Genomic DNA, 22020 nt, shown 5'->3' with positions numbered 1-22020 from the left:
TAAGTCCTTTCAGGCGGCGAGCACGTTGGACAGAATATCCAAAGCGCTAGCGAATTGATCGTCGGGTATGGTCAGCGGATACAGGAATCGTAAAACGTTTCCGTATACACCGCAGCTTAGCAGGAGGAGTCCTTGCGCGAGGGCTTTTTCCTGGATGGCTTTGACTTTGGCCGCGTCTGGTTCGCCTGTGTCCGGGTCGTTGAGTTCGACGGCAACCATGGAGCCCAGGCCGCGCACGTCGGCGATGGCGGGGCAGGTTGCACGCAAGGTATTCAGCCTGTCTGTCAGCCGTTGTCCGAGCACGGTGGCGCGTTCGCACAGCTTTTCATCGCGGATGACATCCAGCACGGCGTGAGCCGCGGCAACAGCTAGTGGATTGCCGGCATAGGTGCCGCCCAGGCCGCCAGCGGCGGGTCCATCCATGACTTCCGCACGGCCAACGACGCCCGATATCGGCATGCCGCCGCCCAGGCTCTTGGCCATGGTGATTATGTCGGCTTCTACGGTATGGTGCTCCATGGCGAACATCTTGCCTGTGCGGCCGAAGCCGGTCTGGACTTCATCGGCGATCAGCAAAATGCCATGTTCGTCGCATACCTTGCGAAGTGCTGTCATCAGTTCAGGCGGGGTGACGTTGAAGCCGCCTTCGCCCTGGACGGGCTCAATAATGATGGCGGCAACGCGCTTGGGGTCGATGTCGGCTTTGAATAGAAAATCCAGTGCTTTTAGCGAGTCCGCGACGCTGACGTCTTGCGTCGCGCTGGGGAAGGGCAGGTGATAAATGTCGCCGGGCATGGGCCCGAAAGACAGCTTATAGGGCGCGACCTTGCCAGTCAGGGCCATGCCCAGCATGGTGCGGCCATGGAAGCTGCCGGTGAAGGCGATGACGCCAGAGCGCCCGGTATAACTGCGCGCGATCTTTACGGCGTTTTCCACGGCTTCTACACCGGTAGTAAAGAAGGCGGTTTTTTTCAGGCCGGTGATTGGGGCAATGCTATTGATGCGTTCGGCCAATGAGATATAGCCTTCATAGGGCACGATTTGGTAGGCCGTATGGGTAAAGCAATCAAGTTGCGCGGCAATGGCGGCTTTGATCCGGGGGTGGCAGTGCCCGGTGTTAAGCACTGCGATACCGCCTGCGAAGTCGATGTATTCCTTCCCGGTGGTGTCCCACAATGTGGCATTGCTACCGCGCACGGCGTAAAAGTCGCACATGACGCCTATCCCGCGTGGGGTCGCCAGCGACCGGCGGGTGTTCAAATCCAGACTTTTCATATTGGTCTCGAGGTTCTTAGTGTTGATGGGTATACGCTATTAAATGCTAAAATGGACCCATCAAATAGATCCACTTAACTAAAATGGATGGAACCAATTGAGTTCTCTTGTCAGCGAGCTTCTTATGCTGAAACTGGGTGGAAAAGCCCAGGGGCCGATGAATAAGCGGCTGTATCTAGGCATGCGCGAAGCCATACTCAATGGTTCTATTTCCGGGGGCGCACGCTTGCCGGCCACGCGGGATCTTGCCGCTGATTTGGGCATTGCGCGTAACACCGTTGTGCATGTCTACGAGCAACTGGTGGCCGAAGGCTATACGAAAAGCCAACAGGGCAGCGGCACCTTCGTCACCGACTCTTTACCCGATCTGTATCTGGGAAGCGGGCCGGGTCGCCGACACGACTCCACGTCGCAAACCCATCCGGTCTTGTCTCCCAGGGGCGAGCGCATCGTGGCGGGGGCATCGGCATCGCCATACCAATGGGGCGCTTTTATGCCCGGCGTACCCGACGTCACCGAGTTTCCTCATAAAAAGTTCGGTGCTATTGTCACCGCCCTGTGGCGTAATCCCGAGCCTGCCTTGCTGAGCTACTCCTATGGCGGCGGCTTGCCCGCGTTGCGCAAGGCGCTGGCACAACATCTGGCGCTGACGCGTTCGATCGACTGCGACCCAGAGCAAATACTTATTACTGAGGGCTCGCACCAAGCTATCGACTTGGCTACACGGATTTTGGGCAGTGCGGGCGATCTTGCATGGATAGAGAATCCTGGCTATTGGGGGGCACGCGCCATTTTCGAAGCGAACGGCATAGGAATCCATGCCTTGCCGGTAGACCAAGACGGTATGTGCCTGCCTGACGAGGTTGGGGCAAGTCCGCCGCGATTCATTTTTGTCACCCCTTCGCATCAGTATCCTCTTGGATCGGTGATGTCATTGGCGCGCCGCCGTCAATTGCTTGCCATGGCAAGGCAAGCGGGCAGCTGGATTATTGAAGACGACTACGACAGCGAGTTTCGCTTTTCGGGGCGCCCCATTTCATCGTTGCTGGGCCTGGAACCCGATGCGCCGGTGATTTACCTGGGCACGTTCAGCAAGACGCTGTTTCCCGGCCTGCGTATCGGTTATCTGGTCTTGCCCAAGTTGCTGGTGCCTGCTTTTCAGACCGCACATGCAGAGCTGTACCGTGAGGGCCACTTAATGACGCATGCCGCGCTGGCCACGTTTATTTCCGATGGACATTACGCAGGGCACATCCGTCGCATGCGCATGCTGTATGGACGGCGTCGCGCCATGCTGGTCAACCTGATAGAGCGGCGTCTGGGGCCGGAGTGGTTGCATCAGGATGGGAGCGATGCAGGGTTGCATTTGGTACTTACTCTGCCCGCCGGCATGGACGATACCCAGGTTGTCGCCGCCGCGCATGCAAGAGGCATACTGACTCGCCCTTTGTCGCGCTATTACGTGCAGGGTCAGGAAAGACGGAATGGCTTACTGCTGGGTTATGCCTGCGTGTCCGAGCGAGATATGGTTCCCAGCTTTGAATTGCTGCTTAACAGTCTGGCCGAAGTAGCTGGCCAGTCGTGCAGTGCAGGTAGTGTTCAGACCGCATGAGGGGTTCCGCCAGCCTTGCGGAAGGTAATGTTGATGCGTTGCGCGCCCAGCAGCGGATGTGTTTCTTCTTTCAACGGCATGACCCCATGGTAGCGAAGGCGGTCGACCCCGCCCCATACCGCGACATCGCCATGAAATAGCGGGATGCGACGGGCCTTGTCGCTGCGCTCATGGCCGCCGAAAAGAAACATGGCAGGGATGCCTAGCGACACCGACACAATGGGCGCGCGAAAGTCCAGTTCGTTCTTGTCTTGATGCAGCGACAGGCGGGTGCCCGGCACATAATGATTGATCAGGCAGGCGTCGGGTTCGAACTGGTCGAAGCCGGCTTCGGCTGCTGCTGTGTTTGCCAGCCGCAAGAACAGGTCGGGCATGGCCGGCCAGGCTTGCTCCGATACCGGATCGTTAGGGGCATAGCGGTAGCCCCGCCGATCGGACGTCCATCCCAGGGCGCCACAGTTAGTCAGCGCCACCGACATGTGGTACCCACCGGGCGTGACCATATGACGAAATGGTGCAGCCTTCAGAATGCTGTCCAGTACAGGCAGCATTTCCGGGACATAGGGCAGGGCGAACCCGCGCAAGACGCAGGCCTGTTCACCCAGGTTGTCCCGGGTGCCGGCCAGCGTGGATTCAAGTAGATCGAACATAATGAAGGCCTTGTTGTAGTGGCCGCGGATAGTTCAATAATACAAGGCTTAGTCGAAGTGCACGATCTCGAATGTCAGGCGCTCTTGCGCATCGCGGCCTACGCTATAGCCCAGGCGTTCGTTGATGGAGTTGTCGGGATTGAAGGTCAGGATGGAAGGCTTGATATCTTCAAGTTCTTTTTCCGTGACATAGACTGAATTGCAAATAATGACCTCGTCGCCGCGCTGACAGGTTCGTGCAGCGGCGCCGTTCAGAATGCAGCATCGGGAGCCGCGTTCGCCATAAATCACGTAGGTGCTGATACGCGCACCCGAGTTCTTGTTCCAGATATCCACGAACTCCATAGGCAGGATGCCGGCTGCTTCGCAGTGGTCGGGATCCAGGGTAATGGAGCCGTGGTAGTCCAGATCGGCGCCGGTAACGCGTATGCCGTGAAGTTTGCCGCGTACAACTTTTCTCACGATGTCATTCTCTTTAAAAAAATAGCGGTGTATTGTATTGCCTGTAGGCAACAGCATCTATTGACGAGTCGCTGTGCGCATTGCACACTAAACCATGAAACTTACGCAGCAAACTGTCTCGACCCGCTGCTGCATAGTTGGTGGCGGGCCTGCTGGCATGATGCTTGGGCTGCAACTTGCCCGGGCAGGGGTGGACGTTGTCGTTCTGGAAAAGCATAAGGATTTTTTGCGTGATTTTCGGGGCGATACCGTGCATCCGTCGACGCTGGAAATTCTTGCAGAGCTGGGCTTGAAGCAACGTTTCGACAGCTTGCCGCAGCATCGTGCCGACCAAATCGAAGTCCTGCTCGCTGACGGCGTATATGCTGTCGGCGACTTCCGCGGCCTGAAGCCATTTCCGTATATTGCGCTGGTGCCGCAGTGGGACTTTTTGAATTTGGTTGCCGAACAAGCGCAGCGCTATCCGAATTTTGTTTTACGCATGTGCTGCGAGGCAACGGGAATTATCCGCCACGAAGGCGACGACAGGGTGCGCGGCGTTGAGGCAAACACCTCCGACGGCCCGATTCAAGTGCTTGCGGACTTGGTGGTTGGCTGCGATGGCCGCAACTCGTGCCTGCGCGATGCTGCGGCGCTGCAACCCAAAGATCTGGGCTCTCCGATGGATGTGCTGTGGTTTCGTTTGCCGCGGCATGCGGCTGACCCCGACGGCACTTACGGTGCGCCGGGCAAGGGCGGCTTGCTGGTCATGTTGAACCGTAATGATTACTGGCAGGTCGCCTTTGTCATCGCCAAAGGCGACGCAGCGATGTGGCGCGCCCGTCCTATTGCCGATTTGCACAAGCGTATTGTGCAGCGCGTTGGGTTCCTGGCTGACCGGGTCGATGCGCTGACTTCATGGGATGACGTCAAGTTGCTGGAAGTGCGTGTCGACAGGCTGCCGCAATGGCATCGCCAGGGCTTGTTGTTGATTGGCGATGCGGCGCACGCCATGTCGCCAATCGGAGGCGTGGGTATCAACCTGGCCATACAAGACTCAGTGGCCGCTGCGAATATCTTGGCGCCCGCGCTGTTGGCGCCGGGCTTGCCTGACGAGGCCTTGCTGGCCAAGGTGCAACAGCGCAGGCTATTGTCGACTCAAGTCATACAGGGGATTCAGGTATTCCTGCAACGCAGGTTGATTGCACCGGTACTGGCCGCGCAAGACGATGGTCAGCCACTGGCGTTGCCCAAGGCCGTGAAATGGCTATTGCGCTGGCGGCTGGTCCGTTCAATTCCTGCGTATGTGTTCGGGGTGGGTTTTCGCCGCGAACATGTCAAGTCAGGTAGGCATTAGGCCATTGCCGGCTTTATTGCCACCGTGCGCGCCAGGCATGTTGGGCCGATGCATTCAAGAACGTCCAGGCAACAAAGCGGCTATTCTTTTGGCCTTGGGCCATTTCCACGGTGCGTACATCAAGCGCGCCGACTTTTTTCAGATTGCGCAGCACGCCGGGCAGATTGGATTCTTTGGAAACCAAGGTGCTGAACCAGAAAACCTGTTTGTACACGGCTGTGCTTTCTTCGATCATGGAACGTATAAATTCGGCTTCACCGCCGGCACACCATAGCTCGGTATTCTGTCCGCCAAAATTTAATACAGGGGCTTTATGGCGTGATGGCTGCTTGCCCAGGCCGCGCCACTTACGTTGCGAACTGTTTTCCGCTTCGTATGCCGAAGCATGGAAGGGAGGGTTGCACAAGCTTAGGTCGAAGCGCTCATCCTCGTAAAGCAAACCTTCGAATATCTGGTCTCGCGATTTTTGCCTGCGCGTTTCAATGACATCGATAAGGCCGCTATTGGACTGAATAATGTTTCGCGCCGCAGCCAGGGCGACAGGGTCGATATCCGAGCCTAGAAAGCGCCAGCCGTACTCGGCATGGCCTAACAGTGGATAGATGGCGTTGGCGCCCATGCCGATATCCAGCACGCGTATGGCCGGGCCTCGCGGGATGGTGCCGCTATTGCTTTGCGCCAACAAATCGGCCAGGCTATGAATGTAGTCGGCCCGGCCCGGTATAGGCGGGCATAGATAGTTGGCGGGAATATCCCAGTGTTTGATGCCGTAGAACGTGTTGAGCAAGGCGCGGTTCAGGGCCCGAACGGCTGCCGGGTCGGCAAAGTTGATGCTGGGCTCGCCGTGTGGGTTTGCTACAACAAAACCTGCCAGCCCCGGGCTGTCTGTGACTAGCCGGTCAAAATCATAGCGGCCTTGATGGCGGTTTCGCGGATGCAGCAAGACGATGTTTTCCTGAAACGATGGGTGCAAAAGAAGTGATCATGAAAAAAGCCCGCTCGAAAGCGGGCTTTTTATCAACCAGTTATCTTAGATAACTTGGATGTTTTTGGCTTGTGGGCCTTTTTGGCCTTCAGCTGCTTCGTAAGAAACACGTTGGTTTTCTTCGAGCGATTTGTAGCCTGTGCCGACGATGTCGGTGTGGTGTGCAAACAAATCTTTGCCACCAGCTTCAGGAGTAATAAAGCCGAAGCCCTTTTCGTTGTTAAACCATTTAACAATACCAGTTTCTGTTGCCATTTCTTGCGATCCCTAAAAAGACGAGCGACATGCTCTGCAAAAGACTGTCAAGGCGTGGAGATATGAGCAAAAAAGTACAGTTTTTCTGGTACTGGTTTGTGCTAACTTCAACGAACTTGAAAACCTATGCAGGAATGTAATCCTATCAGAGAATAAAGTCCAGACCGAAAAGCTACTTTAGGTTACGAAGTAGTGGGCTTTACAACACCTGGGCCTTATGAATACGGGTTTTATGCCCCTGCCGCCTGGGGAAATAGGATTTTATACGGTGATTTCCCTAGGACATCAATCGGATAATTCGCGGCATCCTAATACGGCGCAATAATTGGCCGGAGAGCACATTTTTAGTCAGCTTAATGTTACTTTCGCATAAATGCTGGATTCAATATCTTCAATGTTAATGAAGAATCTGGGCGCTGAATGCCTTGATCTTGATAAACCTGTTTTTTTAATTTCGGTACACGCGCTGTGAATAGTGGGATGTGTTTTCGTAATGACTAAAGGATCATGCATCCGAAACAACGCGTTTAGTGGCGCGTCAGTCGGGAATGCCAGCATCTGGCGTGTGACGGGCATCGCGTTGCTGTTTACCTTGCCAATAGCGTGGTTGGCCATTAGCGATGTCGCTATGTTCGTGCGCTTAGGCGCGGCATATTTGCCGCTGCACACAGCAATGGAAGGATTCGCGGCAGTGGTAGCCGCCATGATCTTTGCGCTCGGTTGCCATCAATCTGGTAACAGAGTGTCATGCAGTGTCATAGTGTTTTCAGCCGCATTTTTGGCTGTTGGGCTGTTGGATTTGGGCCACTTGCTGTCGTTGAATGGCATGCCGGATTTTGTAACGCCGAATTCTCAGTCCAAAGGCATCGCTTTCTGGTTGGCGGCGCGTCTTATCAGCGCTAGCGCCTTGTTATTGGTGGCGCTTCTGCCGTGGGCACTGTATGTTGATGCTCGCATTCGTTATTTTGCCGTCGCCGGTGCAATGACAATAACCATGCTGGTGTACTGGCTGGTCCTGTATAGGCCCGATGTCGTTCCGCCTCTGTTTATCGAAGGGCAGGGCCTGACGACTTCCAAAATCGTGGCTGAATACGTCGTGGCCGCGCTTTATATATTGGCAGCGGTAGTCTTGCTGCGGCGCATGGCGCATCGGAAGGCCGAGTATTTGGTGCTGGCTGCGATACTGATGGCGCTAAGCGAAATTTGCCTCACCTTTTATCATCAGCCTGACGACTTGCCGAATGTTGTCGGCCATATCTATAAAATTATTGGCTGTATGTATCTGTACTACGCTATTGTGGTGGACGGAATGCAGGCTTCTTATCAGCAGCTTCGCCGTTCTGAGCAGTCGCGTCGGGAACACCTTACGCATGACAGTCTTACCGGTTTGCCTAACCGCGGGCTGGCCGTGCAAAGACTGCGTGACGCTATTGTCGATACGGGTCATAGCGGTGGCATCCTGGCCGTGTTTTTTCTGGGTATCGACGCTTTCAAGAAAATCAACGCAACTTTTGGCCATGGGGTAGGCGACACCGTGATCCGGGAGAGCGCAAGTCGTATCGCACGAGTTCTGTCGGCAGGCGATATGCTGGCGCGCCAGGCAGGTGATGAGTTCATTATTTTGCAAACCCGGATTTCCGATGGGCAAAGGGCGGCGCTGCTGGCTGAAAAGCTTTTGCAGCAAATGCGCGTGCCATTCCGTATTCAGGGGCACGAGATCCTGTTAAGCGCGAGCATAGGGATCACTTTGTTTCCCGCGGATGAAACGACTGAAAGCGGGCTGCTGCAAAAGGCGCATATGGCGATGGGCAGCGTGAAAAGAAGCTCGCGCAATTCCTATCGCTTCCATACGGCGGATATGGAAAGCGACATTCGAGAGCAGCAATTGATGGAAAGTTCTTTGCATCATGCTGTCGAGAATGACGAACTGATTATTCATTATCAACCTAAAGTCAGCTTCAAAACCGGCGAAGTGGTTGGTGTGGAGGCGCTGGTCAGGTGGGATCACCCCGTATTGGGCAGGGTAGCGCCAGCCGCTTTCATTCCTCTTGCGGAAGAAAATGGCTGTATCGATGCAATTGGCATGTGGGTGTTAAGGCGAGCCTGTGAGCAGTCGCAAAAATGGCACAAGCAGGGATTGCCGCAGCCGCGGTTATCGGTGAACTTGTCGGCCAAGCAGTTTCAGCAACCCAATCTGGCGAGCCAGATTCGGCAGGTACTGGACGATACCAGCCTTGACCCCAATCGTCTGGAACTGGAAATCACTGAAAGCACAGTTATGCAGGATATCGAAGCGGCAGTGACTGCCTTGCAGTCATTGTCTGAGTTGGGTGTTGTGCTGGCGATCGACGATTTCGGAACAGGCTACTCATCACTAAGTTGCCTGAAACGTTTCCCTATCGATGTCTTGAAAATCGATCGTTCTTTCATTAAAGATATTAGCCATGATACTAATGATGCTGCGATTACCAGGGCTATCATTGCCATGGCCCGGGGTCTGGATTTGGCGGTCGTGGCAGAGGGCGTAGAGACGCTGGAGCAGGCATTGTTCTTGCAGGCTAACGGTTGCGATGAAATGCAGGGCTACTACTTTAGCCAGCCTGTGCCATCGAATGAGTTGGCGAAAATGCTGGTCGCGCCTTTAAGCGTCTATAAAAAACGGATTATGCCGGGCAACGCTGCCCACTGAAGCGGGCTGACCGGGATGGGGCTGCCGGTGCTCAGGCCAATTGGTGGGCAGCGGCGGGCAGGGGGCCAGAGCGTTTTGCCTTCTTTTCAGACTTGTTCCACAAGCGATCGTGCAGCGGCATGAGTATGACGTTACACACGGGCTCGACAATGGCAGCCACCCCTCCGGTCGCTAACGAGCCGGTAAACACATAGGTCACAGTAAAGGCAACTGACATGTGCAGCATGACTTGGCTGGTTTTTTGAGCAAGTACCCGCATGATCTTCTCCGCATAATCCAATGAGTCAAATGATAATCAATATCATTTAAAAATAACAGTTAATTATGTGGATCCCTGCGATAGGCGGTGACTATGGCAAGCGCGCAGCCCATTGTTTGAGGGCCGCCCGCAAGCCGGGCCGTTGAAGAGGCCGATTATTTTTGTATTGCTTCGATCTGGATCAGCAGACGAACATCGTCAGGGATGCCTTTGTCTATTCCCCAATTCATACCCCACTGACTGCGCTGAATGGTGGTTTCGAAATCACCGCCGCAAACATGCGCTTTGATTCTGGGATTATCGTAGCAATTGAAACGGCTGGCGGTAAGGGTGACAGGCGCTGTTTTGCCCAGCAGAGTCAATTGACCGGTGACGGCTTTGAGATTGTCGCCGTCGAAGCTGAAGTCTGTGCCGATGAACTTGGCAGTAGGGGTCTTGGCGACGTCGAGGAAGTCCTGGTTTTTCAGGTGGGCGTCGAAGTCTGGAATGCCGGAGCTGACGGAGTTGGCGTCGATAGTGATATCGGCTTTACCGGTATTGGCTTTGCGGTCAAGCACGATGGTGCCGGTGACGTTGTCGAAACGGGCGCGTGTCGTTGATGTTTTGGAGTGCAGGACTTCGAAGTTGACGAAGGTATGGGTCGGTTCGATGTCGTAGCTGATGGGTTCGGCGCAGGCAATGCCGGCAGATAGGCTGGATAGGGCGATTGCGGTGGCTATTGCTGATTTCAGGGCCATGATGATTAGTCCTAGGTTTTAAGGTTGATTTTCCGCGTAGGGTTTATGGTGAGTGGTTGATGAGGCAAGGCGTGTTCTTGCGTTGCCGAGACTGCCATTGCGGGCGCTAGGGTTATTGTCAGGGGTTTTTGGGAAGTTTTTTTGATTCTTCGCAAAGTATGGTTTTCTTAGGGCGGTACGTAATGCGTTGAAACAGGTGATGCTGTTTTTGGCTCTTTTTGACCCTGGGGTAATGGGTCATGCTTGTTCATGTTCTTAATCGTGCATATTCTTAACAGTACATATTCTTAACCCAGGCGCCGTGGGCTGGCTTGGACACGGCGAATAATCGCTGCGATCCCTGCGGGATTTCCCGGGCAGGCAGCCTGGACTGGCGACGGGCGCAAACTCGTGGGAACGGGCAGCCACTGGCTGCCCGTAAACGCCCCACTCAAACAGTGCGCCCTTGTCCCGCCAGTCCAGGCTGCCTGCCCGGCGCGCTCAATATTCGCCGTGCCCAAGCCAGCCCACGGCACCTGGCGATATGAATTATTGGACGATCCTGTGTATCTATCGTGGATGCAGGTATTGATCGTCCCCTAGGGCCTGACACGCGGAGCAAAAATCGCATATACCGCGTAGCAAGATCCGGATGATCGGCATTTTCGAGAGTCCGCTGGTGTCAGGCATGCTGGGTGCCGGCAGCATTGACGTGCCACGCAGATAGGGCCATTGTTAACAGATCGAAGTCATCATGATATGGTAGGTGGGTGAACCGTCCCTAAGTGAAAAGTTGCGGACTGGGTAAATGTTTCTACAGATAGGAGGTGATGTCATGGCTAGTGTGAATTCTTTCGGATCCCGAGGTGTGCTGGATGTCAAAGGCAAGCCCTATGAGATTTTCCGGCTAAGCGCCATTTCCGGAGCAGGCCTTGATGTAGCCAGCCTTCCATACAGTCTTAAAATTCTGCTTGAGAATTTATTGCGCACGGAAAATGGCGCAGACATCACCGCCGACGATATCAACGCCCTTGCCGCTTGGGACGCCGATGCGCAGCCTAGCCGCGAAATCGCCTTCACGCCTGCACGTGTGGTCTTGCAGGACTTTACCGGTGTACCCGCCGTGGTCGATCTGGCCGCAATGCGCGAGGCCATGAGCCAGCTTGGTGGTGATCCGACCCGTATCAATCCGCTGGCGCCGGTCGAACTGGTCATTGATCACTCTGTGATCGTGGATGTTTTCGGTTCGAACACGGCGTTTGAGCGTAACGTCGATATCGAATATGGTCGTAACCTCGAGCGCTACCAGTTCTTGCGTTGGGGTCAGAATGCCTTTCACGACTTTAAAGTCGTGCCGCCCGGAACTGGTATCGTGCACCAGGTCAATCTGGAGCACCTTTCACGCGTTGTCTTTACGCAGGAAAACGACGGGGTAACAACAGCATATCCGGATACCTGTGTGGGGACCGATTCGCATACCCCCATGGTCAATGGCTTGGGTGTGGTTGCCTGGGGCGTGGGCGGTATCGAGGCCGAAGCCGCCATGCTGGGCCAGCCTATCTCCATGCTGATTCCCCGGGTCGTCGGGTTTAAGTTGACAGGCTCCTTGCCCGAAGGATCCACGGCTACCGATCTGGTCTTGACGATTACCGAGCGCTTGCGTCAACACCGTGTTGTAGGCAAGTTCGTTGAGTTCTACGGCCCAGGCGTGGCGGCGGTGCCGCTGGCCAATCGCGCGACCATAGGCAATATGAGCCCGGAATATGGTTCGACTATTGCCATTTTCCCCATTGACGAAGTTACGCTGAACTACATGGCGCTAACCGGCCGCTCGGCCGAGCAAATTGCGCTGGTCGAAGCTTATGCCAAGGAACAGGGGCTGTGGCACGATCCGCAGGTTGAGTTGCGCTATTCCGAGCGTCTGGAATTGGATTTATCCACCGTTGTGCCTTCTATCGCCGGGCCTAAACGTCCTCAGGATCGCATCTCGTTGGCGGATTCCAAGCAGGCATTTCGCGGTGCGCTGGCCACTTATGTGGATGAACCCGATCAGGTTCAGCAGGGCTACGATAAAGCCGTGGCGGAATCGTTTCCCGCATCCGATCCTCCTTCTTATAGCGATTCCGACCGCCGCTCGGCGCAACCTACCGACCATACCGATGAGGCGCCGGTCAGCGGCAGGCGGCGGCGTGAGCCGATAGTGGTCACGTTTGGCGATGGTACGAGAGGGCAGATCGACCACGGGTCGGTCGTGATTGCGGCGATCACATCATGTACCAATACGTCCAACCCTACGGTCATGATTGCCGCCGCGTTGTTGGCCAAGAAGGCTGTCGAGAAAGGGCTGAACCGCAAGCCGTGGGTCAAGACCAGTCTGGCGCCGGGGTCCAGGGTCGTCACCGATTACTACGACCGGGCAGGGCTTACGCCTTATCTCGAAGCACTGGGCTTTAATTTGGTGGGCTACGGCTGTACCACGTGTATTGGTAATTCAGGCCCCCTGATTCCCGAAGTCAGCAAAGCAGTTGCCGAGCAAGACTTGTCGGTAGTATCGGTGCTCTCGGGTAACCGGAACTTCGAAGGCCGTATTCACGCCGAAGTCAAAATGAACTATCTCATGTCGCCGCCACTGGTGGTGGCGTATGCATTGGCGGGGACGATGGATATCGACTTGTTCAATGACCCGATAGGCGTCGATCACGACAACCATAACGTTTACCTGAAGGATATATGGCCGACAGCTGCCGAGGTGGCGCTGGTGGTCGAGTCATCCATTGTTTCGGATATGTTCAAAAATGGTTACGCCGATGTGTTCGCGGGCGACCAGCGCTGGCAGCAGTTGCCCACGCCACAGGGCGATATTTTCGAATGGGAGGCAGCGTCAACCTACGTGCGCAAGCCGCCTTATTTCGAAAACATGCCGCGCCATCCCGAGCCAGTTACGAATATTTTTGGCGCACGGGTGCTGGCCAAGCTGGGGGATTCGGTGACTACCGACCATATCAGTCCGGCGGGCTCGATTGCCAAGAATTCGCCAGCGGCGGTCTACCTGACCGGGCACGGCGTCGCGCCGCAAGACTTTAATTCCTACGGCTCGCGCCGTGGCAACCACGAGGTGATGATACGGGGTACGTTTGCCAACGTCAGGCTGCGGAATCAACTGGCGCCCGAAACCGAAGGCGGCTACACGCGCGACTTTACTCAGGCGAGTGCCCCGGTCTCCACCATCTTCGAAGCATCCCGGGCCTATCTGGCCGCCAATACGCCGCTGGTCATCCTTGCGGGCAAGGAATACGGTTCGGGCTCATCCAGGGACTGGGCCGCCAAGGGTACGGTGCTGCTAGGGGTGCGCGCCGTCATTGCGGAATCCTACGAGCGTATTCACCGTTCCAATCTGCTGGGTATGGGGGTCTTGCCCTTGCAGTACGCCGAAGGTCAAAACGCCCAGACATTGGGCCTGACAGGCGAAGAGGTCTTCGACATTGAAGGGATCACCGCGCTGAACGATGGCCTTACTCCTGCGACAGTCAAGGTCAGGGCGGGCAATGTCGAGTTCGAGGCGTTGCTGCGCATCGATACGCCCAGCGAAGCCGCCTACTATCGTCATGGCGGCATCATGCAGTATGTGCTGCGTAATTTGCTGGAAAAAGGCTAGCTTACCGCGGGCGTTGGTTTTTGTTCAGATGGTCTCCCGCATCGACGGGAAGCCGGGAAAACGAAATCGCCGACGCCGCTGTAATCAGCCCGATCGCAACGAAGCCCCAGATAATGTCTACCAGGGCCAGTTCCGAGCCGCCTCGCAAGCTCATGCTCAGGTTTAGCGTGACTGCCGCGCAGGCTACTCCCAGGCTGATGCCCAACTGCTGGGCCATTGCGGCAAAGCTGCTGGCCCGGCTCATGTCTTTCGAGCCCAGGTCGGCATAGGTCAGCGTATTCACGGCGGTAAACTGCAGCGACCGGAAAAAGCCGCCTATGACCAGGATCGCAGCCATGATCCATATTGGCGTATCGGCCCGGAAAAGCCCGCACAGGGCAATAAAGACGGCGGTAAGCAAGGCATTGACGACTAGTACCCGCTTGAAACCGAAGCGCTGAATGATGGGGCTGGCCACGAATTTCATGATCATTGCGCCCACCGCGCTGGTAAACGTGATCATGCCCGCTGAAAAAGGCGACAGCCCGAACCCGACTTGCAGCAAGATCGCCAGCAGAAAAGGGCTGGCGCCCACACCGAATCGACATAAATTGCCGCCTAGCGTGGAAATAGCGAAAGTGGGCGTACGCAACAACGATAAATCAATAATCGGGTAGTCGACCCGCTTGGCATGCCAGATATATAGCAGGCCGCAGGCCAGGCCAACACCCACCAGTATTGATAGTTCCGACCAGGACATCGACTGATGGCCCATGGCTTCGAAGCCCGATACCAGGGCGGCCAGGCTGACGGCGCTAAGAATAAAGCCGATCCAATCCAGGCGCGGCGCGGTCACAGGATAGTCATCCTTGATGTAGTACATGATCAGGCCGATGCCTAGTATGCCTACCGGTATATTGATCAGGAATATCCAGTGCCACGAGGCGTAGGTCACCAGGAACCCGCCCAGCGGCGGGCCAATGATCGGCCCCAGCAATGCAGGCAGCGACAGAAACGCCATGGCTTTGAGCAGTTCTGTCTTGGGGATCTTGCGCAGCAGGATAATTCGCCCCACGGGCACCATCATGGCGCCGGCCAGCCCTTGCACGACACGAGAGACCACCAGCTGGGCAATGCTTTGCGATGCGGCGCAGGCTATAGAGCTAAGCGTAAAAAGCAGGATCGCGGCAATGAATACCCGTTTTGCGCCGAAACGGTCGGCAGCCCACCCGCTAATGGGTACAAACACCGCGACCGCGAGCAAATAGCTGGTTATCGCAACATTCATGCGCACCACCGACGACCCCAGCGAAACCGCCATGGCCGGCAAGGCGGTAGCGACGACAGTTGAGTCCAGCATCTGCATGAACAGTGCGCATCCAACAATAAACGGTATCATTCGGATTGCACTGCGTTCGCGCGCGGAAAGCGGCAGGTTTGGTGTGTTAGTGGTTGGTGCAGAGGTGTCAGACGGCATTAGGCATTCAATTGTGCGCGAGTGAAGTAAACTTGAACTTCGTCGGTTAACCAGATTTGGTACGTAAGCATTATGGCAAAGAATTTCGAATCGGAAATCACCCAGTTTCTGAAAAAGTACAAAACGGAACACCCCGATACCGAAGCGCGTCAGCGCGAGGGCCGCGGCCGTCTCTGGGACAAGCACATCGATGCTGACGTCCAGGAAGGTTTTCGTGCCGCCAAGGTGCCGCAAAAACCGTACGTGTACCAAACGAACTAGTCGTCCTAATGGCTTTGCCCAAGCCAGCTGCCAATGGACTTGATGCCTTGGTTGCCCCGGCTATAGACAGCACGCCCGACGTGATCGACAGCGTGGCGCTGGCTCGCCTGTATGGCGAGCCTTTGTTTGCGATGCCGCAAGATCTATATATTCCTCCCGATGCCCTGGAGGTTTTTCTTGAGACCTTCCAGGGGCCGCTGGATTTGCTGCTTTACCTGATACGCAAGCAGAATTTCAATGTGCTTGATATTCCCATGGCCGAGGTCACCAAGCAGTATTTGTCGTATGTCGACCAGATACGTAAGCACAATCTGGAATTGGCTGGCGAATACCTGCTGATGGCGGCGCTGCTTATTGAAATCAAATCACGCATGTTGCTGCCGGTCAAAAAGACCGACACAGGCGAAGAGGTTGATGATCCGCGCGCTGAACTGGTAAGGCGCCTGCTGGAGTACGAGCAGATGAAGCTGGCGGCACGCAAGCTTGATGCTTTACCTCAGTTGGGCAGGGACTTTCAACGCACGCACGCCCTGATGGACCTGGAGTTCGAGCAAGCATTGCCGGATGTCAGTCCCGACGACTTGCGCAATGCCTGGCTCGATATCATGCGGCGTGCGCAGCTTAACGCCCACCATCGGATTACGCGCGAGCAACTCTCGGTACGCGATCACATGAGTCAGATCCTGCGCCGACTGGGTGATGTGCGTTTCATGGAATTTACCGAATTATTTAGCGAACGAGTCGATCAGGGCGATGCTGTCGCCATTTTGGTCGTCCATTTCCTGGCCATGCTAGAGCTGGCGCGCGAGTCGCTGCTCGACATTACCCAGGTAGAACCCTATGCCCCTATTTATGTGCGTTTGTCATACATACGCGCCGCCGCCTGATCAGGCGGAAGAACCTCATTCCGCACGGAGATTTCCTTGAAAGTCGTTCACACCATCGAAGAGTTGCGTGATCAGTTGCGCGGACAGTTGCGAGTGGCATTTGTACCCACCATGGGTAACCTGCATGAAGGCCACTTGGCATTGATGAAGCTGGCCCGCCAGCATGGCGACCCAGTCGTAGCCAGTATTTTTGTCAACCGCCTGCAATTCGGCCCCAATGAAGATTTCGAACAGTATCCTCGAACGTTGGCTGACGATATTGAAAAACTGGAGCGGGCCCGCGACGTGTATGTGCTGTTCGCACCGAATGAACGGGAAATGTACCCAGAACCCCAGAATTTCCGGATTCAGCCCCCCGAAGACTTGGGCGGCATTCTGGAAGGCGAGTTCCGTCCAGGTTTTTTCACCGGTGTGAGTACGGTGGTGCTGAAACTGTTTTCCTGTGTACAGCCCAGCGTGGCGGTATTCGGCAAAAAAGATTATCAGCAATTGATGGTGATACGTAACATGTGCCGGCAATTTCAGTTGCCCGTCAATATCCTGGCCCATGAAACGGTTCGCGAGACTAATGGCCTGGCGCTGTCGTCGCGCAACCGGTTTCTGGACGACGCACAGCGCAGCGAAGCGCCGCAGCTGTATGTTGCCCTCGAGAGCGTGAAGGCCCGCATCCAGGAAGGACATACCGATCCTGAAGCGCTGGAACGGCATGCAATCGAACACTTGCGCAGTCGCGGCTGGACGGTTGATTATGTGTCGCTGCGCCGCCAACGTGATTTATTAATCCCCACGGCAAGTGAAATCAGTGCGCGCGAGCCCCTGGTCGTGTTGGCCGCGGCAAAACTGGGCACTACGCGTCTGATCGATAATCTGGAGATTTAAGCGCCGGCCTGCTATGTCGCCAGTGGATCCTCTGTAAGATCTGACAGGAGACATCTGTAACGTATCGTGACAAAATAACGTGGAATCAATACGTTCAGGAGATGGGCATGGTACAGGGGCATGATCGTGGCGAGTCACCGTTTTCGGTATTGACTCCCCGTGAGCGCGATGTCATGGATTACGTCGTATCGGGTAAGCCTAACAAGATAATCGCGGCCGAGCTGGGCGTATCGCAACGCACCGTTGAGGCGCATCGTGCCCGAATCTTCCAGAAAATGCAGGTCAGGAACGCTGTCGAACTAACGCGCTGTTTACTGACGCAGCGGACTGCGTCGTAAACAGGCTACCCGTAGCTTATCCGCACTGAAGCGCGGGCTGGCTTGCGAGTTCGTCGATGGGGTCAAGGTCTTGCTGGCGTGTAAGGTGGTAATCCAGGGCGGGCTGAATCTCATTGAATGTGTTGACGCGCAGCACGTTGTCATTAACGAAGGTCAGGTTGGCTTTGACGGTTTCGTTCTTCAACTGAAGCAAGATACGCAACGGCTTGGTGCCGATGACGCTCCAGCAGCCCTGTTCGGCCGTATTGTTTTTAGCGTCGGTGTTGTCCAGCATGACGGTACGCGAACGCCATTCGCCGCCCGGAGCCAGGGTCAGCGTTACCCGCGTCGCCGAGCAGGAGCTGTTTGGAACCAGGCAGGGTACGGTTCCAAGGAATGTTTTGGCTTCGATCAGGGCTCGCGCCTTGATTGTGGCGGTTTCAGTTGCCTGGTCTTGTGTCGCCTGGGGTTTTCTCGTTTCTTGGGTGTTGCCAAAATCAAGCTGTATTTGCGATGGCGCGCGTGCGCTGGTGCGTCCTTGCGCCTGATTCAGGGCGTCTGATTCGGTACTATCGTGGGGGGTATCGTAATATCCGGCGGGCTTCTGCTGGGCGCACCCAGCCATAACCAACGCCAGCAACGCGGCGCCCACGGGTTTGATAAACGATGATTTAGTGAACAAGGCTAAGGAAGGCATGGAGTTTTTCCATCAACAGGGGGCAATAAGCATTCTACGCATTTTTCTGCTCGTTGGTTCAGGTGCTGTCGTAGGTGTGTGGTGTGAAAGGGTTGCCAGGGCCTATGCAGGCGTACTGGCCGGGGGCGGCGAGGCCGATGCGGCTACCTTGCGAGCCGCATTGCGTCAAGCTTTGTGTCGGTTTGGTACGGCGCCAGGCAATCTCGCCCAAGGCGTTCAAGGCTGGCTTGCGGGTTCGGCCTGCGCCGCCCTATTGGCGGCTAGCTTTGTAAGATTATATGTTTTGCATGGCGATACGTTCTACTTTCTGGGCCTTGCAGCCGCAACCGCGATGCTATTGATGCTGGCCCTGATCGATGCGCGCACCCGCCTTTTGCCGGATGCGCTGACCTTGCCTTTGTTGTGGCTGGGAATTGTCTTGGCGTGGTCGGGCCACGGCCCTGATCTCAGGATAGCCATCGCCGGCGCTATGCTGGGCTACGGCATCTTGTGGTTGCTGTTCTGGCTATTCAAGGCGCTGAGCGGCCGTGAAGGCATGGGTTATGGCGACTTCAAACTGTTGGCCGCATTGGGCGCATGGCTGGGGTGGCGTCCTTTGGTCAGCGTCTTGTTCGTGGCCTGCGTTGTAGGTGTACTGTTTGCCATGGGCAGGCAAAGAACCCTTACGCCTACTGGTGCTTACCCCTTCGGGCCGTTTTTGGCAGCGGCAGGAATTGCTGCGTTAATGACCGGGTCTGTTGTACATTCGTATTTTTGGTAGTTCTAGGCGTATCGATATGTTCAAAATAGGTCTGACAGGGGGCATAGGCTCGGGTAAAAGCCGCGTTGCCGATTTCTTTGCCTCGTGGGGCGCCGCCGTAATAGATACGGATGTCATTGCGCACGACCTTACCGCGCCGGGCGGCCTCGCTATAGAACCGATACGCCAGCAATTCGGGCCGGATATCATTTCCCCTACCGGTGCGCTGGATCGCCAGGCGATGCGCGATCTGGTCTTTGCCAGCCCCGAAGCCCGGCACCAGCTCGAGGCCATTATTCACCCTATGATAGGTTCCGTTACAAAGCGAAGGGCTGCGTCAGCGCAAGGGTGTTATCTTGTTTTCGTTGTACCGTTGCTGGTTGAATCCGGCCGTTGGCGGGATCAAGTTGATCGCATTTGCGTAGTCGATTGCGATCCCGCAACCCAGGTGGCGCGGGTCAAGGCCCGCAGCGGGCTGACGCCTGAGGCTATTGGGCGTATCATGTCTGCTCAAGCGTCGCGGGAAGCGCGTTTGGCCGTGGCCGATGATGTTGTGCTGAACGACGCGCATACCAGCATCGAAGAACTTGAACATCGGGCTCGAGATTTACACATCAGTTGGTGCGCATTGGCGTCGGAATCGTCAGGCAAGTTAGCGGGCAGTCGTACATAATCAATTAATTAAGGTCTTTGGTCGCGTGATTCTTTATGAATATCCTTGCAATGAACGCGTTCGGTCTCTGTTAAGAGTCGAGCATTTGTTCGACAGGCTATTTTTCTTCGCCAAGGGCACTGACGCGCATTTCCATCATATCTCGGTCGCCACGCTATTCGATTTACTGGATATCTGCGATCGTACCGACTTGCGTGGCGCTGTTCTACAAGACCTCGAACGTCAACGAAATTCACTTAGCGCGTTGCGCGAGCACCCCGGGGTAGATCCCCGCATGCTCGACAGCATGCTTTCCGAAATCCAGCAGGCTACCGCCGAACTCAGTGCGCAAGGCCGGATTGGCCAGGAATTGCGCGATAACGACTGGCTGGCCAGCTTACGCGGCCGCATAGCGATTCCCGGTGGATCTTCTCAGGTTGATATGCCGTCGTATTTTTCGTGGCAGATCAAGCCCGAAGAGGCGCGCGCGTCCGATTTGCGCAAGTGGATCATGCCATTTATGCCTCTGTACAAAGGGCTGGCTCTTATTTTGCGTTTGCTGCGGGATTCGGGCGACGTCGTCGACTTGGTGGCTCGTGAAGGGGCTTACCAGGAAATGCTGGGGGGCAAGCTGTTCCAGCTATTACGTGTGTGGGTCGATGCCGCGCTGAATGTATTCCCCGAAATGAGTGCCAACAAATATGTGATCTGGGTGCGTTTTGCCGCCCAAGACCAGGATCTGAAGCCACAGGCCATCAGCACTGATGTGCCGTTCAAGCTGGCGCGCTGCAATGTCTAGTGGGCTCGGGGCAAGGTACCCTCGCTCCGCGAGCTAATCCACCGGACAACGGTATAACGATATACGCCATCTGAACATCGCCATGGACAATGGGGTGAGCAGGCGCGTCTGTAGACGTTATGAATGCATTGTTGGCGTTGTGCAAATGCCGTGTTTTCTTAAATTGTTGTTGCATTGCATTTCAAATGTCCGGTTTGCGCGCCTGTTACGGCGCCGATCGGTGAAAATAGCGGCTGTTTCGTATGAACCGGAGAACTGTGCATGTCGGATTCAAGCTCCGAATCTTATCGTCCGCGTCGCGGCCGGTGGCTGTGGGCGTTAGTATTGGTGCTGGTTTGTGCCGGTGGCTATTGGTTTTTCACCAAGGGGAGCGCGCAGCCGCAATCCCCCGGCGGCGGCCACGGTATGGGCGGCATGCCGGCCATGGCGGTTCCGGTAAAGCTGGCAACGGTCGAGGCCGGGCCCATCAATCATGTATTGAAAGCCATAGGCACGGTGACCGCATTTAATACGGTCACCGTGCGCAGCCGGGTAGATGGCGAACTTCAGAAAATCGCTTTTTCCGACGGGCAGAAGGTGCAAGAAGGTGATGTGTTGGCGCAGATCGATCCGCGCCCATTCCAAGTCGAGCTGGACCGGGCGTTGGGGCAGCAAAAGCAGAATGAAGCGCAACTGCAGAACGCGCAGCGCGACTTGCAGCGCTACCAATTGCTTTTCAAGCAAAACTCCATCGCCAAGCAGCAGGTCGATGCGCAAGCAGCGTTGGTCCAGCAGCATCTGGGTTCCCGCAAAAGCGATCAGGCGGCAGTCGATAGTGCAAAGCTGCAGCTCAGCTTTACCAAGATTATTGCGCCGCTGTCGGGGCGGCTTGGTCTGCGCAAGATGGATCAGGGCAATATGATTAACGCGTCCAGTACAGATGGGTTGGTGGTTATTACCCAGACGCAGCCCATTTCAGTACTGTTTACCTTGCCTCAGGCGCAACTGCCGGACGTGCTCAAGCAGATCCGCGCCGGCAAGACGCTGGCGGTCGATTTATACGATCGCGATGATTTGAACAAGATTGCCACTGGCGAATTGATGTCGCTGGATAATCAAATCGATGTCGCCACCGGCACGGTCAAGCTCAAGGCGCGTTTCGCCAATGAAGACGAATCGCTCTTTCCCAACCAGTTTGTCAACGCGCGTTTGCAGGTAGCCACCACGCCAGCGCTGATAGTGCCAACGATGGCGATCCAGCAGGGATCCATAGGCGCATTTGTCTATCTGGTCGGTGACGATAACAAGGTGCATGTGCAGCCTGTCGTAGTCGGGCAGGTGGATGACAAGCGTGTGGCGATCACTTCCGGCCTGAGCGAAGGCCAGAGGGTGGTAATAGAAGGGGTGGATCGCTTGCGTGAAGGTGCGCTGGTGGAAGTCGTGACCGGCGATGCGGCCGC

21 protein-coding genes are annotated in these 22020 nt (G+C 55.8%); 12 read left to right on the top strand and 9 right to left on the bottom strand.

What is annotated here, in order from left to right; genetic code table 11:
- Positions 1–9: 9 nt before the first annotated feature.
- Positions 10–1275 (bottom strand): 4-aminobutyrate--2-oxoglutarate transaminase, encoded by a 1266-nt coding sequence (locus ABWO67_RS08360; RefSeq protein ID WP_353150243.1) that lies wholly within the window; start codon positions 1273–1275, stop codon positions 10–12.
- Between the two features lie 124 nt (positions 1276–1399).
- Between ABWO67_RS08360 and pdxR the strand changes: the two genes are divergently transcribed.
- Positions 1400–2887, top strand: coding sequence for a MocR-like pyridoxine biosynthesis transcription factor PdxR (gene pdxR / locus ABWO67_RS08355; protein WP_502929985.1), 1488 nt, complete (start codon positions 1400–1402; stop codon positions 2885–2887).
- Here pdxR and alkB read toward each other — a convergent pair.
- Both alkB and panD read right to left on the bottom strand, forming a co-directional pair.
- Positions 2875–3537 (bottom strand): DNA oxidative demethylase AlkB, encoded by a 663-nt coding sequence (gene alkB / locus ABWO67_RS08350; protein ID WP_353150237.1) that lies wholly within the window; start codon positions 3535–3537, stop codon positions 2875–2877. The genes pdxR and alkB overlap by 13 nt on opposite strands.
- Before the next feature lie 48 nt (positions 3538–3585).
- Complete coding sequence (gene panD / locus ABWO67_RS08345) at positions 3586–3999, bottom strand: aspartate 1-decarboxylase (protein ID WP_353150234.1); 414 nt, start codon at positions 3997–3999, stop codon at positions 3586–3588.
- A 94-nt stretch (positions 4000–4093) separates the two neighbouring features.
- Here panD and ABWO67_RS08340 point away from each other — a divergent pair, with 94 nt between their 5' ends.
- Positions 4094–5335, top strand: a complete 1242-nt coding sequence (locus tag ABWO67_RS08340; protein WP_353150231.1) for an FAD-dependent oxidoreductase — start codon at positions 4094–4096, stop codon at positions 5333–5335.
- A 13-nt stretch (positions 5336–5348) separates the two neighbouring features.
- On the opposite strand, the gene rlmF is transcribed toward ABWO67_RS08340, so the two are convergent.
- The gene (gene rlmF / locus ABWO67_RS08335) at positions 5349–6278 is read right to left on the bottom strand and encodes a 23S rRNA (adenine(1618)-N(6))-methyltransferase RlmF (protein ID WP_353150228.1); all 930 of its coding nucleotides are present in this window, start codon (positions 6276–6278) and stop codon (positions 5349–5351) included.
- A gap of 87 nt (positions 6279–6365) precedes the next feature.
- A complete protein-coding gene (locus ABWO67_RS08330; RefSeq protein WP_073102334.1) occupies positions 6366–6575 on the bottom strand; it encodes a cold-shock protein in 210 nt (69 codons plus the stop codon).
- A gap of 493 nt (positions 6576–7068) precedes the next feature.
- On the opposite strand from ABWO67_RS08330, the gene ABWO67_RS08325 reads away from it, so the two are divergent.
- Positions 7069–9264 carry a putative bifunctional diguanylate cyclase/phosphodiesterase gene (locus tag ABWO67_RS08325; RefSeq protein ID WP_353150225.1) on the top strand — a complete coding sequence of 732 codons (2196 nt, stop codon included), beginning with the start codon at positions 7069–7071 and terminating at the stop codon, positions 9262–9264.
- Positions 9265–9295: 31 nt separating this feature from the next.
- Here ABWO67_RS08325 and ABWO67_RS08320 read toward each other — a convergent pair whose 3' ends face one another.
- Together ABWO67_RS08320 and ABWO67_RS08315 are read right to left on the bottom strand one after the other, a co-directional pair.
- Positions 9296–9523, bottom strand: a complete 228-nt coding sequence (locus ABWO67_RS08320; protein WP_353150222.1) for a DUF2061 domain-containing protein — start codon at positions 9521–9523, stop codon at positions 9296–9298.
- A gap of 155 nt (positions 9524–9678) precedes the next feature.
- Positions 9679–10260 carry a YceI family protein gene (locus ABWO67_RS08315; RefSeq protein ID WP_353150219.1) on the bottom strand — a complete coding sequence of 194 codons (582 nt, stop codon included), beginning with the start codon at positions 10258–10260 and terminating at the stop codon, positions 9679–9681.
- An 814-nt stretch (positions 10261–11074) separates the two neighbouring features.
- On the opposite strand from ABWO67_RS08315, the gene ABWO67_RS08310 reads away from it, so the two are divergent.
- Positions 11075–13894 (top strand): aconitate hydratase, encoded by a 2820-nt coding sequence (locus ABWO67_RS08310; protein ID WP_353150216.1) that lies wholly within the window; start codon positions 11075–11077, stop codon positions 13892–13894.
- A 1-nt stretch (position 13895) separates the two neighbouring features.
- Here the strand turns inward: ABWO67_RS08310 and ABWO67_RS08305 are convergent, their stop codons facing one another.
- Positions 13896–15272, bottom strand: coding sequence for a DHA2 family efflux MFS transporter permease subunit (locus tag ABWO67_RS08305; RefSeq protein WP_353150275.1), 1377 nt, complete (start codon positions 15270–15272; stop codon positions 13896–13898).
- 150 nt (positions 15273–15422) lie between these two features.
- On the opposite strand from ABWO67_RS08305, the gene ABWO67_RS08300 reads away from it, so the two are divergent.
- The 4 genes from ABWO67_RS08300 (at position 15423) to ABWO67_RS08285 (ending at position 17715) form a co-directional block, all read left to right on the top strand.
- Entirely contained in the window at positions 15423–15611 is a 189-nt protein-coding gene (locus tag ABWO67_RS08300; RefSeq protein WP_353150213.1) for a DUF3460 family protein, read from the top strand.
- Between the two features lie 8 nt (positions 15612–15619).
- Positions 15620–16498 carry a segregation and condensation protein A gene (locus ABWO67_RS08295; RefSeq protein WP_353150210.1) on the top strand — a complete coding sequence of 293 codons (879 nt, stop codon included), beginning with the start codon at positions 15620–15622 and terminating at the stop codon, positions 16496–16498.
- Between the two features lie 36 nt (positions 16499–16534).
- Entirely contained in the window at positions 16535–17377 is an 843-nt protein-coding gene (panC, locus tag ABWO67_RS08290; protein WP_353150208.1) for a pantoate--beta-alanine ligase, read from the top strand.
- 107 nt (positions 17378–17484) lie between these two features.
- Positions 17485–17715, top strand: coding sequence for a response regulator transcription factor (locus ABWO67_RS08285; protein ID WP_353150205.1), 231 nt, complete (start codon positions 17485–17487; stop codon positions 17713–17715).
- A gap of 16 nt (positions 17716–17731) precedes the next feature.
- Here the strand turns inward: ABWO67_RS08285 and ABWO67_RS08280 are convergent, their stop codons facing one another.
- Positions 17732–18391: a hypothetical protein gene (locus tag ABWO67_RS08280; protein WP_353150202.1), complete on the bottom strand. Its 660-nt coding sequence runs from the start codon at positions 18389–18391 to the stop codon at positions 17732–17734.
- Here ABWO67_RS08280 and ABWO67_RS08275 point away from each other — a divergent pair.
- The 4 genes from ABWO67_RS08275 to ABWO67_RS08260 all read left to right on the top strand — a co-directional run.
- Positions 18390–19151 (top strand): prepilin peptidase, encoded by a 762-nt coding sequence (locus ABWO67_RS08275; RefSeq protein ID WP_353150199.1) that lies wholly within the window; start codon positions 18390–18392, stop codon positions 19149–19151. The two genes, ABWO67_RS08280 and ABWO67_RS08275, sit on opposite strands and share 2 nt — an antisense overlap.
- Before the next feature lie 16 nt (positions 19152–19167).
- Positions 19168–19803 (top strand): dephospho-CoA kinase, encoded by a 636-nt coding sequence (gene coaE, locus ABWO67_RS08270; RefSeq protein ID WP_353150196.1) that lies wholly within the window; start codon positions 19168–19170, stop codon positions 19801–19803.
- Between the two features lie 25 nt (positions 19804–19828).
- On the top strand, positions 19829–20581 hold the full coding sequence (gene zapD / locus ABWO67_RS08265; RefSeq protein ID WP_353150193.1) for a cell division protein ZapD: 753 nt from the start codon (positions 19829–19831) through the stop codon (positions 20579–20581).
- Between the two features lie 261 nt (positions 20582–20842).
- The coding region (locus ABWO67_RS08260; RefSeq protein WP_353150190.1) for an MdtA/MuxA family multidrug efflux RND transporter periplasmic adaptor subunit at positions 20843–22020 on the top strand (1178 nt) is incomplete at its 3' end.

Source organism: Pollutimonas bauzanensis, assembly GCF_040393045.1.
GTDB lineage: Bacteria > Pseudomonadota > Gammaproteobacteria > Burkholderiales > Burkholderiaceae_B > Pollutimonas > Pollutimonas bauzanensis_A.
The sequence above is the reverse complement of the archived record's forward strand: the minus strand, read 5'-3'. Positions and strand labels throughout refer to the sequence as shown.

What these genes read in the sequence shown, in the direction of transcription:
- pdxR (WP_502929985.1), top strand. Translation starts at nt 1,400, where the DNA reads ATGCTGAAACTGGGTGGAAAAGCCCAGGGGCCGATGAATAAGCGGCTG.
- ABWO67_RS08310 (WP_353150216.1), top strand. Translation starts at nt 11,075, where the DNA reads ATGGCTAGTGTGAATTCTTTCGGATCCCGAGGTGTGCTGGATGTCAAA.
- ABWO67_RS08295 (WP_353150210.1), top strand. Translation starts at nt 15,620, where the DNA reads ATGGCTTTGCCCAAGCCAGCTGCCAATGGACTTGATGCCTTGGTTGCC.
- ABWO67_RS08340 (WP_353150231.1), top strand. Translation starts at nt 4,094, where the DNA reads ATGAAACTTACGCAGCAAACTGTCTCGACCCGCTGCTGCATAGTTGGT.
- ABWO67_RS08280 (WP_353150202.1), bottom strand. Translation starts at nt 18,391, where the DNA reads ATGCCTTCCTTAGCCTTGTTCACTAAATCATCGTTTATCAAACCCGTG.
- ABWO67_RS08325 (WP_353150225.1), top strand. Translation starts at nt 7,069, where the DNA reads ATGACTAAAGGATCATGCATCCGAAACAACGCGTTTAGTGGCGCGTCA.
- ABWO67_RS08305 (WP_353150275.1), bottom strand. Translation starts at nt 15,272, where the DNA reads ATGATACCGTTTATTGTTGGATGCGCACTGTTCATGCAGATGCTGGAC.
- coaE (WP_353150196.1), top strand. Translation starts at nt 19,168, where the DNA reads ATGTTCAAAATAGGTCTGACAGGGGGCATAGGCTCGGGTAAAAGCCGC.
- ABWO67_RS08285 (WP_353150205.1), top strand. Translation starts at nt 17,485, where the DNA reads ATGGTACAGGGGCATGATCGTGGCGAGTCACCGTTTTCGGTATTGACT.
- ABWO67_RS08315 (WP_353150219.1), bottom strand. Translation starts at nt 10,260, where the DNA reads ATGGCCCTGAAATCAGCAATAGCCACCGCAATCGCCCTATCCAGCCTA.
- alkB (WP_353150237.1), bottom strand. Translation starts at nt 3,537, where the DNA reads ATGTTCGATCTACTTGAATCCACGCTGGCCGGCACCCGGGACAACCTG.
- ABWO67_RS08320 (WP_353150222.1), bottom strand. Translation starts at nt 9,523, where the DNA reads ATGCGGGTACTTGCTCAAAAAACCAGCCAAGTCATGCTGCACATGTCA.
- ABWO67_RS08275 (WP_353150199.1), top strand. Translation starts at nt 18,390, where the DNA reads ATGGAGTTTTTCCATCAACAGGGGGCAATAAGCATTCTACGCATTTTT.
- ABWO67_RS08330 (WP_073102334.1), bottom strand. Translation starts at nt 6,575, where the DNA reads ATGGCAACAGAAACTGGTATTGTTAAATGGTTTAACAACGAAAAGGGC.
- ABWO67_RS08360 (WP_353150243.1), bottom strand. Translation starts at nt 1,275, where the DNA reads ATGAAAAGTCTGGATTTGAACACCCGCCGGTCGCTGGCGACCCCACGC.
- ABWO67_RS08300 (WP_353150213.1), top strand. Translation starts at nt 15,423, where the DNA reads ATGGCAAAGAATTTCGAATCGGAAATCACCCAGTTTCTGAAAAAGTAC.